Origin of the sequence: Synechococcus sp. CCY9202, assembly GCF_034931685.1 — a bacterium.
Classification (GTDB): Bacteria; Cyanobacteriota; Cyanobacteriia; order PCC-6307; family Cyanobiaceae; genus CBW1002.
The window spans coordinates 1-13633 of record NZ_JAYGID010000062.1 but is presented as its reverse complement, the minus strand read 5'-3'; the positions used below and the strand labels follow the sequence as shown (position 1 = coordinate 13633).

Genomic DNA, 13633 nt, shown 5'->3' with positions numbered 1-13633 from the left:
CCGACCTCCTCCCCTCCGATGCGCGTTTCCCGTGTCCGGCTTCGTCGCATCGGCTGGCTGGCGGCCGGGCTGGCCCTGGCCACTGCTGCGGCTCCCGCCCGCTCCCTGGAAACGGTGGTGCTGCAGTTGCCCTTGATGGAGACCAGCTTCAGCGTCAAACTCAGCGAGCTGGAGCAACCGGCCAGACTTCTGAGCGGCAGCAGCGATCTGGCTGAGCTTGATCGCGCCACCAATGGTGCCGTGGGGCGGCAGTTGCTGGAGGTGTTCAATCGCCCCCTGCCCTTGCAGGTGGAGGCTGTGGTGGATCAGGCCAGCGGCACGCCCCTGCTCACCCAGGCGCTGCTCGCCGTGTCCGCCCTGGGCCAGGTGGAGGGGCTGCCTGCGGGCGCCGACATCGGCGGGGACCAGCTGGCAGAGGCTGTGCGGCAGGCGGCCTCCGGCGGGCAGCTCACCCTGCTGTCCCTGCTGCGTGCCTTGCCCGGCGACTCCGTGACTGTGGACCTGGGGAAGGCTCTGTCGGCAGCCCGTCGGCTGCAGAAGCAGCAGGCCCCCGCCGTGGAGCTGGTGCGCGACCTCCCGCCCGCAACCCAGGATCCAGCCCTCTCCGCGCCTGGTGCCTTCACCCCGGTGCGCAGCAGCTTCACCCTGCCGGTGTCCTATCGCCCTGAACCCCTGAACGTGGTGCTGTTCAAGCCCTCCCAGGGGGGCAATGGCCAGCTGGTGGTGATCTCCCACGGCCTCTGGGATGCTCCCGAGAGCTTCGAGGGCTGGGCGCGCCACCTGGCCAGCCACGGCTACACCGTGGTGCTGCCTCTCCACCCGGGCAGCGACCGCGACCAGCAGCGGGCCATGCTCTCAGGAGAGGCGAAGCCCCCCAGCCCGGAGGAGCTGCGGCTGCGCCCCCTCGATGTGAAGGCCATTCTCGATGGCTTCACCGGAGCCGATACTCAGAACGCTGTGGTGATCGGTCACTCCTGGGGCGCCACCACCGCTCTGCAGCTGGCCGGGCTGAAGCCCAGCAGCAGTCGGTTGCATCAGAGCTGCAACGACAGCAAGGATCCGAGCCGCAACCGCAACGATCCCGACCGCAACATGAGCTGGGTGCTCCAGTGCAGCTTCCTCAGCAGCGCCGATCGCTCCAACGTGGCTGATCCACGGGTGATCGCCGTGGCGGCGGTGAGTCCGCCCCTTTTTCTGCTGTTTGATCAGGGAAGCTCCGCCGGCATGTCGGCCCGGACCCTGCTGGTGACCGGAAGCCGTGACTGGGTTGTGCCTGCCGGCCCCGAGGCGATCGCTCCCTTCAGTCGCTCGCGCCCGGCCGGGCATCAGTTGGTGGTGGCCGGTGGCGGCGACCATTTCAACCTGCGTGGACCAGCGACTGGCGATGGCGGCCCACTCCGGGGTCTGTTGCTGGGCTGGGTGAACGGGGCCTATGCCGCCGGTCCCAACCTGCGGCCGGCTCCCGGTGCTCCGCCCCTGCTTCCAGCCGACGGCTGGGGGGATGCTGACAAGCCGTTGGTGGATGCCACCACCAGCGTGCTTCCGTTGCAGCGCTGAGCGTCGCAGCGCAGACCACACTCCACCTGCGGTGGGCAGCCTCGGCTGGGTGTCCTCGGTGCGGCGGAGCCCATTCTTTGTCTGTGAACGCTGACAGGGCTGGGCCGGGGCCCTTGCGTGGCCGGGCGGCCTGATGCCGTACTCGTGCGGGATCTGTGCCCGACGCAGCCATGCTGCGCCTGCGCTTGGCCGGTTTTCCCTGCAGCGTGATTCCGAAAAGTTGGCTATGGATCCCTTACGTACTCAATCACTTCCACCCTCTTGTCACGGCTGACGCCGTGGTCATTGACCACCCCTGACGCCGTGGTCATCGACCACTGCTCACCCGTTCGTCCACCACTTCGGGGCCGCCATGGGTTTCAACATCCTCCACCTGCATCTGCACGGTCTGTTTCGAGGTCATGACCTGGAGCTGGGTCGTGATCCCGATACCGGTGGCCAGACCACCTACGTGCTGGAACTGGCCCGGGCAATGGCGGCACGGCCCGAGGTGGAGCGGGTCGAGGTAGTCACCCGGCTGATCCGCGACCGCCGCGTTTCGTCCGATTACGCCCGGCCGTTGGAGCCGATCGGGCCTGATGCCGCCATCCGTCGCCTTCCCTTCGGTCCGCCGCGCTATCTGCGCAAGGAACTGCTCTGGCCCCACCTCGACGAGCTGGCTGACGCCCTCACGGAGGTTCTGGTGGCTCAGCCACGCCTGCCGGACTGGATCCACGCCCATTACGCCGATGCCGGGTATGTGGGGGCCTTGCTGAGGCGCCGGCTTGGCATCCCGTTGGTGTTCACGGGCCATTCGCTCGGACGTGAGAAGCGTCGCCGGCTGATGCTCTCCGGTCTTGATCCTCGCCAGATCGATCAGACCTACGCCATGGCCCGTCGCATCGATGCCGAGGAGCTGGTCCTGGCCCATGCGTCGATGGTGGTCACCAGCACCAGCCAGGAACGGGAGCAGCAGTACGCCCGCTATGGCCGCTTCCGGCTGGAGCAGGCCCGTGTCATCCCTCCCGGTGTGGACGCCCGCCAGTTCCGCCCGCCCTTGAGTGGTGAGGTTGAAACGGCGATCGATCAACTGGTTCAGCCGTTCCTGCGCAATCCGGCCAAGCCTCCGGTGCTGGCCATCTGCCGTGCCGATCACCGCAAGAACATCCCGGCCCTGGTGGAGGTGTTCGGCCGCTCCGAGCACCTACGCAAGAACCACAATCTGGTGCTGGTGCTCGGCTGCCGCGACGACCCCCGTGAGCTGGAGAAACAGCAGCGCGAGGTGTTCCAGCAGGTGTTCGAGCAGGTGGACCGCTTCGATCTCTATGGCCAGGTGGCCTATCCGAAGCAACACCGACGCGACCAGATTCCGGCCTTCTACCGCTGGGCGGCCCAGCTGGGCGGCGTCTTCGTCAATCCTGCGCTCACCGAGCCCTTCGGTCTCACCCTGCTGGAGGCGGCGGCCTGTGGCCTGCCGATCGTGGCCACCGATGATGGCGGCCCCCGCGACATCCTCAGCCGCACCGACAGCGGTCTGCTGGTGGACGTCTCCGATCTCGATGCCCTGCAGCAGGCGCTGGAGGCAAGCCTGGCGAGTCCCCTGCTCTGGCGTCGCTGGTCGGAGAACGGCATCGAAGCGGTCAGCCGCCACTTCAGCTGGAATGCCCATGTCTGCAGCTACCTGGGTGAGGCCGCTGCCGCTGCCGCTCGCCATGCCGAAGTGGTGCGACACCCCGCTGCTGCCGTCAGCTCCGATGCCAGTGTGCCGGGAACATCCGGTCCCATGGTGGTTCCCCCCAGACGCTTGGCTCCGTCCCAGCGCCTGCTGCTCTTCGATCTCGATGTATTGCTGGCTTCGCCCGATGACGCCAGCCTTGTGGAGCTGCGCCGTCGGCTGGAGGCTGACCCTCGCCTGTCGGTGGGTGTGTTCAGCGGCCGTTCCTTCAAGGCGGCCTGCCAGCGCTTTGCCGAGCTGCATCTGCCGGCACCTCGCGTCACGATCACTCAGGCCGGTACTGACATCCGTTTCCGCGATCTGTCTGGTCCCGAGCTGGGCTGGTGCGATCCGGGCCTGGGCGATGTCGAGCCTGCCGGCGAGTGGGCCGCACCTGGCCTTGAGATCGCCGACCTGGTGCTGGACCCGCTCTGGCAGCAGCAGATCGGCCGCAGCTGGCAGCGCCAGGAGGTGGTTGCGGCCATGGCTGAGCTCGAGCCGCGCCTCTGCCTGCAGGACGAGAGCGAGCAGGGGCCTTACAAGGTGAGCTATGTCCTGCAGGAGCCTGACCAGGGCATCCTGCCGCTGGTGCGGCAGGCCCTGCGCAACCATGCCCTGCAGGCCAGGCCCCATGTGTTTCAGCACTGGTTCCTGGATGTGCTGCCGCTCACGGCTTCCAAGGCGGAAGCGATCCGCTACGTGGCGCTGCGCTGGAAGCTGCCGCTCAGCAGCATTCTGGTGGGGGCCAGCCAGCAGGGCGACGGGGAACTGCTGCAGGGCCTGCCCCTCGGCGTGGTGCCTGAAGACCATGATCCCTCGCTCGAATCCCTGAGGGGGCACCGCCGTGTGTACTTCTCCTCAAAGCCCCAGGCCTGGGGCCTGCTGGATGGTTTAGATCACGATCGATTCCTGCGCCGCTGAGCCTGGCGTGCCACCAGATCTTGATGATCGCAAAGCCCCGTCGGCATGGTCACGGGGTGATGCCCCAGACAACCCCTTCCTGAAGCGACTGCGCCGGGAGTTTGAGGCTGACGCACGCCTCAGCCAGGTTTTCCTCGTGCTCTCGGTGGGCGCGAGCCTGATCGCCACCTTCGGTCTGCTTTCCAACAGCGCCGCCGTGGTGATCGGCGCCATGGTGGTGGCGCCCTGGATCCTGCCGCTGCAGGCGATTGCCTACGGCATTCTGCGGGGCCGCTTCAACCTGGTGCTGCGGGCCTTGATCACCTTGATGCTGGGGGTGACGACCACGGTGATCCTGTCTGTGGGGATCGGGCGCCTGCTTGGTTTCGCCACCTACGGCAGCGAAGTACTCAGCCGCACCAACCCCAACCTGCTCGATCTGGCCATCGCCCTGGTGGCCGGTGCCCTGGCCATCTATGCCAAGTTGCGCCGTGATGCGGTCTCCTCTCTGGCTGGCCTGGCGATCGCGGTGGCGCTGGTGCCGCCCGTTTGCAGCATGGGCCTGGTGCTGGCCAGTGGTGATTTCAAAAGCGCCCTCGGCGCCGGTCTGCTGTTTGTGACCAACCTGCTGGGCATCCTCAGCGGTGCGCTGGTGGCCCTCGCTGTGGTTGAACCCAGCTTCCGCCTGGTGCTGCTGCGCAGTCGGCTGGGCCTCACCAGCCTGGGCCTGACGGCCTTGCTGCTGGTGCCCCTCACCGGCAGTCTGGTCGGGCTGTTGCGCCAGGCCCGCCAGGGGGCGAGTCTGCGCCAGGTGGAGCAAGCGATTGCGCAGAGCCTGCGCAATCGCACGATCACCCTCGGCCGCGATGCCCAGCTGGTGGGTGTGAACATCGACTGGGCCCAGAACCCTCCCCTGATCCGCGCCTATGTGCGGGTGACCGATCCGACGCTTCCGACGCCGGCTCAAGTGGCAGCGGTGCAGAAGTTCATCAACAGCCAGCAACCCATCCGCTACCGGCTGGTGGTGCAGAAGTCCGCCATTGTGGTGGTAGGTCCCGAGGCCAAGCCCAACCCCTCGCAAAAACTGCCGATCGGATCGGAGATTCCGCCGCCGCCCCTGCGGGAAGGCGACGCTCCGATTCCGCGGATTCCGCCCCCGCCGGCACCGCCTCCGGTACCGGACGAGTCAGAACGACAAAGCTCGCCCACGTCCGAAGCGTCGGTGGGGTCCGAGGTGGGCGGCTCGTCCGATGGTGCTTCAGCAGAATCCGTGCCGAAGAACCAGGAGCCCTGAACCCGTCCCCTCCGCTGTCTTCTGGCTGTTCAGGGTCGCTCGGCTGCTCAGTAGCGGCTCTCTCCTGAAGGCTGGAATTCGGCAGCGGCGCGAACCCCCTCGCTGGTGCCGTCCGCAGCAGCCCCATCCTGGCCGCCTTGGCCTGCTCCAGTCTCGGGCATCCAGTAGCTGAGATCGTTGTACCAATACAGGTGGCCGGGCAGTTGCTCGGTCTTCAGCCTCGTGGTGGCCATCGACCCCATCAGCCGGGCGAGATCCACCGGAGATAGGTCCGTGCGGATGTCGTCTCCGGCGATGCGGAGCAGCTCCGGCAGGCGGGTCACCGTGCCGGGTTGCACCAGCTTGCGGAACACGGCTGAGAGCACCAGCTTCTGGCGCTCGAGGCGGCCGATGTCGCCGAGTTCGTCGTGACGGAAGCGGAGGAATCCCTCCAGGTTCTCGCCTTTGAGAACCTGCACGCCGGGGTAGAGGTCGATGTAAAGGCCCTGGCTGTTGTCCACGTAGTACATGCGCTTGGGCACATCCAGCTCCACGCCGTCGAGGGCGTCCGCCAGCCGCTGCACGGCGCGCAGGTTCACCTTGAGGTAGTGGTCCACGGGCGCGTCCAGCAGCTGGGTCAGTTCCCGCTTGACCGCCTCAGGGCCGCCAAGGGCGTAGAGGGCGTTGGCCTTCTGGACGCCGAAGTCGGGTGTTTCGATGTAGGTGTCGCGGGGCACCTGGGTGAGCTCGGTGGTGCCGTCCTTGACCTGGACCGTGAGCATCACATCGGTGCTGCCGCTCACCGCATCGGTCCCGAGCACCAGGATCCGGCGTTGTTGGGCGAGAGGATTGATCAGGCTGGTGACACTGCTCGATCCTTGTTTCAGCCCTGCCACCACCGGTGTGATCCAGTGGGGCAGTGGACCGGCCAGGGCATAGCCGAGAACGGCACCCAATCCGAAGGCCAGCAAGGGTGGGCGGCGCCGACCAGACGCCTCGCCGGTCTGGACTTCGGCCACTCTCGCCTTGCCGGGTCGTGCCTGGTTGCCATCGACCGGTGGACCCAGCGCTTTGCTGGCGCGTTGCTGGCGCCGCCGGCGGGTGAGGTCTGTGATGGCGGCAGCGCCCCTGGCCGCGGCCTCCCGATTGGAACGGGGTGTGGGTTGGGCCTGGCTCATGGTGGGTCCTGATCGGCGCACCTTACGGGCGATGCTCGCTTCCGGCCAGTGGCCTGAGGCGCTTTGCCGAGCGGTTCCTGTCCGTTGTCATGCCCGGAATCCGTCCCCAGATCAGATGGCGCCCACCCGCACGCAGGCTGCTGCGGCATCGGCGCGCCGCCGTGCTTCGGTCAGATCTGCGCCCCGAGCCAGAGCCACGCCCATGCGTCGCTGCGGGTGGGCCTCGGGCTTGCCGAACAGCAGAACCTCGGTGTCCGGCTCGGCCAGAGCTGCGGCGACGCCGTCGTAGCGCACCGTGCTGGCCTTGCCCGGCGCCAGGATCACCCGGCTGGCGGCGGGGCCGAGCGAGCGGATCTCCGGGATTGGCAGGCCCAGAACCGCCCGCAGATGCAGGGCGAATTCGCTCAGGTTCTGGCCCACCAGGGTCACCAGCCCGGTGTCATGGGGGCGTGGCGAGAGTTCCGAGAACACCACCTCCTCACGACCGGGTTCGCCACAGAGGAAGAATTCCACGCCAAACAGGCCAGCACCGCCAAGGTTGTCGGTCACGGCCCTGGCCATGGCCTGGGCGGCTGCCAGCTGCTCGCGTCCCAGTGCCGCCGGCTGCCAGCTGCACTGGTAGTCGCCCCGCTCCTGAAGATGGCCGATCGGCGGGCAGAACAGGGTTGGACCCTGCCACTGCTTCACCGTGAGCAGGGTGATCTCCAGATCAAACCGCAGGAACTCCTCCACGATCACCCGGGTTCCCGCCCCGCGCGCCCCTGCCAGGGCGGCCTCCCAGGCGGCGCCGATGCCCTCGGGACCCTGCACCACGCTCTGCCCCTTGCCGGAGGAACTCATCACCGGTTTGACCACCACCGGCCAGCCCAGGGGAGCCGCGGCCGCCGCCAGCTCCTCGGCGCTGGCGGCGTAGGCGAAACGGGCTGTGCGCAGGCCCAGTTCAGCGGCGGCCAGGTCGCGGATGCGGTCGCGGTTCATGGTCACGGCCGTGGCCCGCGCCGTGGGGATCACGGTGATGCCCTCGGCCTCGAGGGCGGCCAGGGCATCCACAGCCAGCGCCTCGATCTCCGGAATCACCAGATCGGGTTGGTGGCGCCGCACGACGGCCGTCAAGGCCGCGGCGTCGCCCATGGCCACCACCTCCGCCTGATCCGCCACCTGCATGGCCGGTGCGTTCGGGTAGCGATCCACCGCGATCACCCGGCAGCCCAGGCGCTGGGCTGCGATCGCCACTTCCTTGCCCAGCTCACCGCTGCCCAGCAGCATCAGGGTGCGGGGGAAGGGGGCACTGCGGGGATCGGGCATCGAGGGGGATCCTTGGGAGCTGGGTTGGTGGGCCTTGATCCTCGCCTCCGCCGGTCCAGCCTGTCGCAGGAGTCTGGGGTGGCGCTGCTAGAGAGGGGCCCGCATTCGCTTCCGGCGGACTCTCCCCCATGCGCGCCGATCTCCCCCTGGCCTTCAGCACCGCCGGCGATGCGGCCGGTGGATTGCTGTTCGGCTGGGACATCGTCACCTTGCAGCAGGGGGCACTGGTCTACCTCGGCCTGTCGTCGCTGGCCTTTGTGGTGGTCTGGGTGGTGGGCTACCTGCGCCGCGGCTGAGGCCTTCTGCAGCGCTTCAGCTCTCCAGGCCGGACATGAGCGTGAGCTGCCGCTCCGGCTTCTCCTCACTGATGAAGCCATAGGACTCGAACACGGCCGGATCGGGATGGGTGATCCGCTGGCCTGTGCTGTCGCGTTCCAGCCGGAAGCCCTCGGTTGCCATGCGGCGCATCAGGGCCGCCGCTTCTTCGAAACGGGCTGCCATCGCCTCCAGGCTGGCGCAATCGCCGGTGAGCCCTTGTTCCTTCCAGGTGAAATAGGCCATGACGGGTGCGGTTGAGGGTGACGGTGGGCTCAGGGATGGAGGGCTCAGGGCAGGAGCACCAGGCCCATCAGCACAAGTAGCAAGCTTGCGCCCCAGAAGCTGAACACCACCCGTTGTTCGCTGATGCCGCCCAGCTCGAAGTGGTGATGCAGCGGTGCCATGCGAAACAGGCGGCGGCCCTGGCCATCGGCACCCTTGGTGGCCTTGAACACCCAGACCTGCAGGATCACCGACAGTGATTCCGCCAGGAACACACCTCCCATCAGCAGCAGCGGCCAGAGACTGTTGCTCAGCAGGGCCACGGCCGTGAGCGCGGCGCCCATGGCCAGGGAGCCCGTGTCCCCCATGAACAGCCGGGCCGGATGGCGATTGTGGGCCAGGAAGCCGAGCCAGCAACCGGCCATCGCCACGCAGAAGGCCGCCAGGGCCGGATCCCCTTCGTGACCTCGCAGCATCAGTTGCAGGCCCATGCCGGTGAAGACCACCGCGCCGCAGCCCGCCGCCAGCCCATCGAGACCATCGGTGAGGTTGGTGGCGTTGCTCTCCGCCAGGAACACGAACAGGCCCAGGGGCCAGATCAGCAGCCCCAGGGGCAGAATCCAGCCGAAGGGCAGGGCGATGTCACCGCCGTCGGCGCCGCCGAGCCACTGGCCCTGGGCGGCCCAGAGCAGGAACAGCAGGGCCGCGCCGGCCTGCAGCATCAGTTTGCCGCGGGGGCTGAGGCCGGTGTTGGTCAGTTTGGTGAGGCTGCGCCAGTCGTCGACGGCGCCGATCGCCATGTAGGCCAGGGTGATGGCGGCTATCGCCAGCAGCCTGGGGTCCTCAGGGCTCACCAGGCCTCCCACCAGGACCCCCACCGGCACCACCAGCAGGCCCCCCATGGTGGGGGTGCCGGCCTTGCTGAGATGACCCTGCGGCCCTTCCTCGCGGATCACCTGGCCGAGCTTGAGCCGGCGCAATCGAGGCACACCCCAGGCGGTGGTCAGAGCGCTGATCGCCAGGGCCACCACCAGGGGCAGACTGAGCATCGAGTTGGCCACCAGGGCGTCGCTGAGCAGGCAGGCGCCCAGCAGCACCAGGCTGAGCACGGCTGCTGCCGTTCTGGCGGTGCGCGGCCTGGAGCGATCGGCAGGACTGGCGGCTGTCACGGACACGGCGGGAGAGGGCGCTCAGTTTCCCGCAGCGCTGGTTCCCGCAGCACTGGCTGCTTGCCGGAGCGGCCCGGAGCTTCAGTCCTCCCAGGCCTCGTCGTTCTGGTCGTCGGCCGCGTTGTAGTCCTCCTTCTCGCCCATCAGGGCGGAGAGTTCCTCCTCCTCCACCGTGCTCACTTCCGTGCTGGCGGTTTCCTCGTCGGCCACGAGCCGGCCGGTGGTCTCCAGCCAGCTGAGCAGATCGGGCTCATCCCGCAAGGGCAGCACCGGAGCCGGGTCCACGCGGCGGTAGCGGGTCAGCGAGGGGTTGATGCTGTCCAGCGATCCCGTCAGGGTGCCGGAGGTGGAGGCGAGATCACTCATGCCGTCGCGCGGACTCTTCAATGGCCAATCAGACACCTTAGCTGCCAGCTGATCAATCGTCCCGATCAACCCCTTGGATCAACCCTTTGGATCAACCCCCCGGCTTTGCAGCCCAGCCGTTCGGCCGGACTGGTTTCAGGTCCACAGGCTCCGCGGTGCCCGGGTTCTGCTCCAGTGGCGTCGTTGAAGCAGTTTTCGGTGGAGCGACTCTTCTTCAGTCGTTCCTGTGCAGCTGTTCTGGCGCAGAAGCGGCATCCTGGTTCTGGCCATTCTCCCGGCGTTCGCCCCCCTCGTTGCCCCCATGGCCCTCAGCAGCAAGCTCGCCTCGGTGCTGCGCCTCTGGACCCTGGCCCTGGCCCTCAGCGCCCTGCTGGTCGCGGCCGGCCAGCACTGGAGCGCCGCGCTGGTGCCGCGTGCCTGGCTGATCGGCGTGCTGTTGTTCAGCCCGTCCCTGGGGCTGGCGCTGTGGATCGCCGCGCATTGGCGTCTCCCCCCGCACGGGGCCCCGGTCGGTGAGGGGGGAGAATCGGGCGACTAAGTCCATGGAGACGGGTTGATGGGTCGGGCCAAGAAGGCGGTGCTGGCGTATTCCGGCGGCGTCGACACCAGCGTCTGCATCCCCTACCTGATGAACGAGTGGGGCGTGGAGGAGGTGATCACCTTCGCCGCGGATCTCGGCCAGGGCGATGAACTGGAGCCCATTCGCCAGAAGGCCCTCAATTCCGGAGCCAGCCAGTCGATCGTGGGCGACCTGATCGAGCCCTTCATCACCGAGTTCGCCTTCCCGGCGATCCGGGCCAATGCCCTGTACGAGGGTCGCTATCCCCTCTCCACCGCCCTGGCCCGCCCCCTGATCGCCCGTCGCCTGGTGGAGATCGCTCGGGAGGTGGGAGCGGATGCCGTGGCCCATGGCTGCACCGGCAAGGGCAACGACCAGGTGCGCTTCGATGTGGCCATCGGTGCCCTGGCTCCTGATCTGAAGGTGCTCACCCCGGCCCGGGAGTGGGGCATGAGCCGCGAAGAGACCATCGCCTATGGCGAGCGTTGCGGCATCCCCTCACCCGTGAGCAAGGGATCTCCCTATTCGATCGATCTCAACCTGCTCGGCCGCTCGATCGAGGCCGGTCCGCTGGAGGATCCGATGGTGGAGCCTCCCGAGGAGATCTACGCCATGACCTGCTCGGTGGCGGTGGCTCCAGACGAACCGCAACTGGTGGAGATTGCCTTTGAGCAGGGCAATCCCGTGGCCATCGATGGCGTCCACCTCGATCCGGTCAGCCTGATCCGCCAGGCCAATGCCCTCGCTGGTCGCCACGGTTTCGGCCGACTGGACATGATCGAGAATCGGGTGGTGGGTATCAAGAGCCGTGAGATCTACGAGACCCCCGGCCTGCTGCTGCTGATCCGGGCCCACCAGGAACTCGAGAGCCTCACCCTGGCCGCCGATGTGCTGCGCACCAAGCGTCAGCTCGAAATGCAGTGGGCCGATCTGGTGTACCAGGGCCTCTGGTTCGGCCCGCTCAAAGATGCCCTCGACGGCTTCTTCGATCGCACCCAGTCCAGTGTCAATGGGTTGGTGCGGCTGCGGTTGCACAAAGGCAACGCCACGGTGGTGGGCCGCAGCAGCAGCAACGACAGCCTCTACGTGCCGGATATGGCCACCTACGGCTCCGAAGACCAGTTCGACCACAGAGCCGCAGAGGGCTTCATTTACGTCTGGGGTCTTCCGACCCGTTTGTGGGCAGGCCGCCATCGCTCCGGCGGCTGACCGTCTTGCGGTTCCGCCGGCTCAGACTGAAGGCGTGGCGGACCGCCTGGGGGATGCGGGGCCGTTGCGGCAGCTGGGGCAGTAGCGGTGCGGGCTCTGCTGTCTCAGCGGCACTCGTTGTCCCCGGCCCTTTCCCGGCATCCGATGAGGAAGACGCTGTGGGTCGGCCAGAGCCCACCCGCGCCTGAAATGGTGTCCACTGCAGGGGTGGCCGTGGGGGCAGCTCTGCGGGATTGGCTGCTGTCGGTCCAGGGAGAGGCGTGGGAGGGGTTGAGGGTGTTGCGTTGGCGGGATCGCCAGTCACCACGGACTCAGCTGGCTGCAGCAGACGCATCTGGGAGCGCAGCCCTTCGTTTTCGCTGAGGAGCCGCTGCTGGTGGGCGAGCAGGGGCTGGAGCCGTTGTTGAAATTTTCGCTCGAAGATCTCCGGCAGTTCCTGCAGAAGCTCCTGCATCGCCTCGAGCTCCGCGCGGGTGCTGGCCAGTTCCCGCTCCAGCATCTGCTGCTGCCAGGCCTGCTGCTGCATCTGCTGCGGGCTGACCGTCTGCTGCCAGGTCGAGAGAGGCCCACCAGCCTGTGGCGGATCGGGCGGCAGATGCGGAGGGTGGGAACGATCCGGCTCCATGGCGCGACCTTACTGGCCTCCTGGGACCATTACAAGACATGGCGAACGGTGGAGCTGTGGCCCTGTCGCCGCCAGCCCATGGAAAAGCCCCGGCCAGAGCCGGGGCTGAAGTTCATCGCGGATCTGTCGGGAGACAGGCAGGCTTCAGGCGCCGGCGGGTTGTTCCTGAGGCTCGCCAGCGGCACCGGTCGTGCTCCGGGGCGCGGGCATGGGACCATCCTGCTTGACGGTGAGATAGCGGATCACATCTTCCGAGAGGCGCATCGCACGCTCCAGGGGGGCGACCTGCTGTCCGTCACCGTTGTGATTGAGCTGGACGTAGATGCCTTCGCGGTTCTTGGCGATCGAATAGGCCAGACGGCGCTTGCCGCGCATCTGGCAGTCGAGCACCTCGCCACCGGCCTCGGTCACGAGGTCGCGGTATTTGGTCACATGGGTTTCCACTTCCTCTTCCGGAATGTCCGGACGGAGGATGTACATGGTTTCGTAATAAGGCTGCGTCATGGTCGCCTGTCGGGAATCGCCGCGTCGGGCATGGGCTGAAGGGACCTTGGCAGGACCTTCAGCGACGGATTGACCATCCTATCAGCGCACCCTCTCTGGTCCTGGGCGCCGACTCAGTGGAGCTGCATCCGCACCGCCTCGGAGAGGCTGGGGATGTCGGCTTCCTTGCCCCGCAGGCACTGGATCACGGCGAACAGCACCAGAACCAGCGTGCCAAGGAAGATGGTGTTGCTGAGGGTGCGCAGGGCGAAGCCGCCGCCGAGAGGTGCCAGCAACACGTTGAAAGCCAGCGAAATCAGGATCAGCACGATGTCGATCAGGATCGCCTGCAACGCGTTGAAGCGGATCAGGTAAGGCACCTGTGGATTGCGGACCACCGCCAGGAACAGCACCAGGAACAGGAGAAAGCCGCCGAAGGGGATCTGGTTCTGCAACAGCGCCAGAGGAAGCGCCGGCAAGGTGAGCCACTGCAAGGCTGGGAACAGGCCAAACAGAGCGCGTCCGAAGGGAACGGCATCGGCCCAGGGCAGCGCATAGATCACTGCGGCCAGCAGCCGTTGCCAGATCGGGGGTGCCTGCATCGCCAGGGTGCTGCCGGTTGACCCGGAATAAGTTGAACAAAGTTTAGGAGTTTGCTGAAAAACCCCGCCACCTCTGCGAGAATGGGCCAACTGCCCCAGGTTTGATGCGAGGTCAGCAGGAGCGCAGCGGCTCCTTGTTCTCCTACGTCTCGATCGAGGAGCGGATCCCGGCCA

14 protein-coding genes are annotated in these 13633 nt (G+C 67.3%); 6 read left to right on the top strand and 8 right to left on the bottom strand.

Going from position 1 to position 13633, the window contains the following annotated elements:
* The first annotated feature begins 18 nt into the window (after nt 1-18).
* The 3 genes from VB777_RS08745 to VB777_RS08735 all read left to right on the top strand — a co-directional run bounded on the left by VB777_RS08745 (nt 19) and on the right by VB777_RS08735 (nt 5444).
* On the top strand, nt 19-1557 hold the full coding sequence (locus VB777_RS08745; RefSeq protein ID WP_323248395.1) for an alpha/beta hydrolase family protein: 1539 nt from the start codon (nt 19-21) through the stop codon (nt 1555-1557).
* Between the two features lie 352 nt (nt 1558-1909).
* A complete protein-coding gene (locus VB777_RS08740) occupies nt 1910-4171 on the top strand; it encodes an HAD family hydrolase (protein ID WP_323248393.1) in 2262 nt (753 codons plus the stop codon).
* A gap of 7 nt (nt 4172-4178) precedes the next feature.
* Entirely contained in the window at nt 4179-5444 is a 1266-nt protein-coding gene (locus tag VB777_RS08735; RefSeq protein ID WP_323248391.1) for a DUF389 domain-containing protein, read from the top strand.
* 47 nt (nt 5445-5491) lie between these two features.
* On the opposite strand, the gene VB777_RS08730 is transcribed toward VB777_RS08735, so the two are convergent.
* Together VB777_RS08730 and purT are read right to left on the bottom strand one after the other, a co-directional pair.
* Complete coding sequence (locus VB777_RS08730) at nt 5492-6601, bottom strand: LCP family protein (protein ID WP_323248390.1); 1110 nt, start codon at nt 6599-6601, stop codon at nt 5492-5494.
* 111 nt (nt 6602-6712) lie between these two features.
* Nucleotides 6713-7975 carry a formate-dependent phosphoribosylglycinamide formyltransferase gene (gene purT / locus VB777_RS08725; protein ID WP_323248424.1) on the bottom strand — a complete coding sequence of 421 codons (1263 nt, stop codon included), beginning with the start codon at nt 7973-7975 and terminating at the stop codon, nt 6713-6715.
* A gap of 59 nt (nt 7976-8034) precedes the next feature.
* Here purT and VB777_RS08720 point away from each other — a divergent pair, with 59 nt between their 5' ends.
* Nucleotides 8035-8202 carry a cytochrome B6 gene (locus VB777_RS08720; protein WP_322757921.1) on the top strand — a complete coding sequence of 56 codons (168 nt, stop codon included), beginning with the start codon at nt 8035-8037 and terminating at the stop codon, nt 8200-8202.
* A gap of 16 nt (nt 8203-8218) precedes the next feature.
* Here the strand turns inward: VB777_RS08720 and VB777_RS08715 are convergent, their stop codons facing one another.
* The 3 genes from VB777_RS08715 to VB777_RS08705 form a co-directional block, all read right to left on the bottom strand.
* Entirely contained in the window at nt 8219-8467 is a 249-nt protein-coding gene (locus tag VB777_RS08715) for a hypothetical protein (protein WP_197157802.1), read from the bottom strand.
* Between the two features lie 44 nt (nt 8468-8511).
* On the bottom strand, nt 8512-9615 hold the full coding sequence (mraY, locus tag VB777_RS08710; RefSeq protein ID WP_197157801.1) for a phospho-N-acetylmuramoyl-pentapeptide-transferase: 1104 nt from the start codon (nt 9613-9615) through the stop codon (nt 8512-8514).
* Between the two features lie 81 nt (nt 9616-9696).
* Nucleotides 9697-9981: a DUF3134 family protein gene (locus tag VB777_RS08705; RefSeq protein ID WP_197157799.1), complete on the bottom strand. Its 285-nt coding sequence runs from the start codon at nt 9979-9981 to the stop codon at nt 9697-9699.
* 301 nt (nt 9982-10282) lie between these two features.
* Here VB777_RS08705 and VB777_RS08700 point away from each other — a divergent pair, with 301 nt between their 5' ends.
* Nucleotides 10283-10519 (top strand): hypothetical protein, encoded by a 237-nt coding sequence (locus tag VB777_RS08700; protein WP_323248385.1) that lies wholly within the window; start codon nt 10283-10285, stop codon nt 10517-10519.
* An 18-nt stretch (nt 10520-10537) separates the two neighbouring features.
* Nucleotides 10538-11749 (top strand): argininosuccinate synthase, encoded by a 1212-nt coding sequence (locus tag VB777_RS08695; protein ID WP_323248383.1) that lies wholly within the window; start codon nt 10538-10540, stop codon nt 11747-11749.
* On the opposite strand, the gene VB777_RS08690 is transcribed toward VB777_RS08695, so the two are convergent.
* The 3 genes from VB777_RS08690 to VB777_RS08680 form a co-directional block, all read right to left on the bottom strand.
* Nucleotides 11688-12374, bottom strand: a complete 687-nt coding sequence (locus VB777_RS08690; RefSeq protein WP_323248381.1) for a hypothetical protein — start codon at nt 12372-12374, stop codon at nt 11688-11690. The two genes, VB777_RS08695 and VB777_RS08690, sit on opposite strands and share 62 nt — an antisense overlap.
* Nucleotides 12375-12518: 144 nt before the next feature.
* Nucleotides 12519-12878 (bottom strand): 30S ribosomal protein S6, encoded by a 360-nt coding sequence (gene rpsF / locus VB777_RS08685; protein WP_197157793.1) that lies wholly within the window; start codon nt 12876-12878, stop codon nt 12519-12521.
* Nucleotides 12879-12991: 113 nt separating this feature from the next.
* On the bottom strand, nt 12992-13459 hold the full coding sequence (locus VB777_RS08680) for a Tic20 family protein (RefSeq protein WP_323248378.1): 468 nt from the start codon (nt 13457-13459) through the stop codon (nt 12992-12994).
* Between the last annotated feature and the right edge of the window lie 174 nt (nt 13460-13633).

Excerpts from the sequence above, each read along its gene's own strand:
- VB777_RS08745 (WP_323248395.1), top strand. The coding sequence starts at position 19 with ATGCGCGTTTCCCGTGTCCGGCTTCGTCGCATCGGCTGGCTGGCGGCC.
- VB777_RS08740 (WP_323248393.1), top strand. The coding sequence starts at position 1,910 with ATGGGTTTCAACATCCTCCACCTGCATCTGCACGGTCTGTTTCGAGGT.
- VB777_RS08730 (WP_323248390.1), bottom strand. The coding sequence starts at position 6,601 with ATGAGCCAGGCCCAACCCACACCCCGTTCCAATCGGGAGGCCGCGGCC.
- VB777_RS08720 (WP_322757921.1), top strand. The coding sequence starts at position 8,035 with ATGCGCGCCGATCTCCCCCTGGCCTTCAGCACCGCCGGCGATGCGGCC.
- VB777_RS08715 (WP_197157802.1), bottom strand. The coding sequence starts at position 8,467 with ATGGCCTATTTCACCTGGAAGGAACAAGGGCTCACCGGCGATTGCGCC.
- VB777_RS08705 (WP_197157799.1), bottom strand. The coding sequence starts at position 9,981 with ATGAGTGATCTCGCCTCCACCTCCGGCACCCTGACGGGATCGCTGGAC.
- VB777_RS08700 (WP_323248385.1), top strand. The coding sequence starts at position 10,283 with ATGGCCCTCAGCAGCAAGCTCGCCTCGGTGCTGCGCCTCTGGACCCTG.
- VB777_RS08695 (WP_323248383.1), top strand. The coding sequence starts at position 10,538 with ATGGGTCGGGCCAAGAAGGCGGTGCTGGCGTATTCCGGCGGCGTCGAC.
- VB777_RS08690 (WP_323248381.1), bottom strand. The coding sequence starts at position 12,374 with ATGGAGCCGGATCGTTCCCACCCTCCGCATCTGCCGCCCGATCCGCCA.
- rpsF (WP_197157793.1), bottom strand. The coding sequence starts at position 12,878 with ATGACGCAGCCTTATTACGAAACCATGTACATCCTCCGTCCGGACATT.
- VB777_RS08680 (WP_323248378.1), bottom strand. The coding sequence starts at position 13,459 with ATGCAGGCACCCCCGATCTGGCAACGGCTGCTGGCCGCAGTGATCTAT.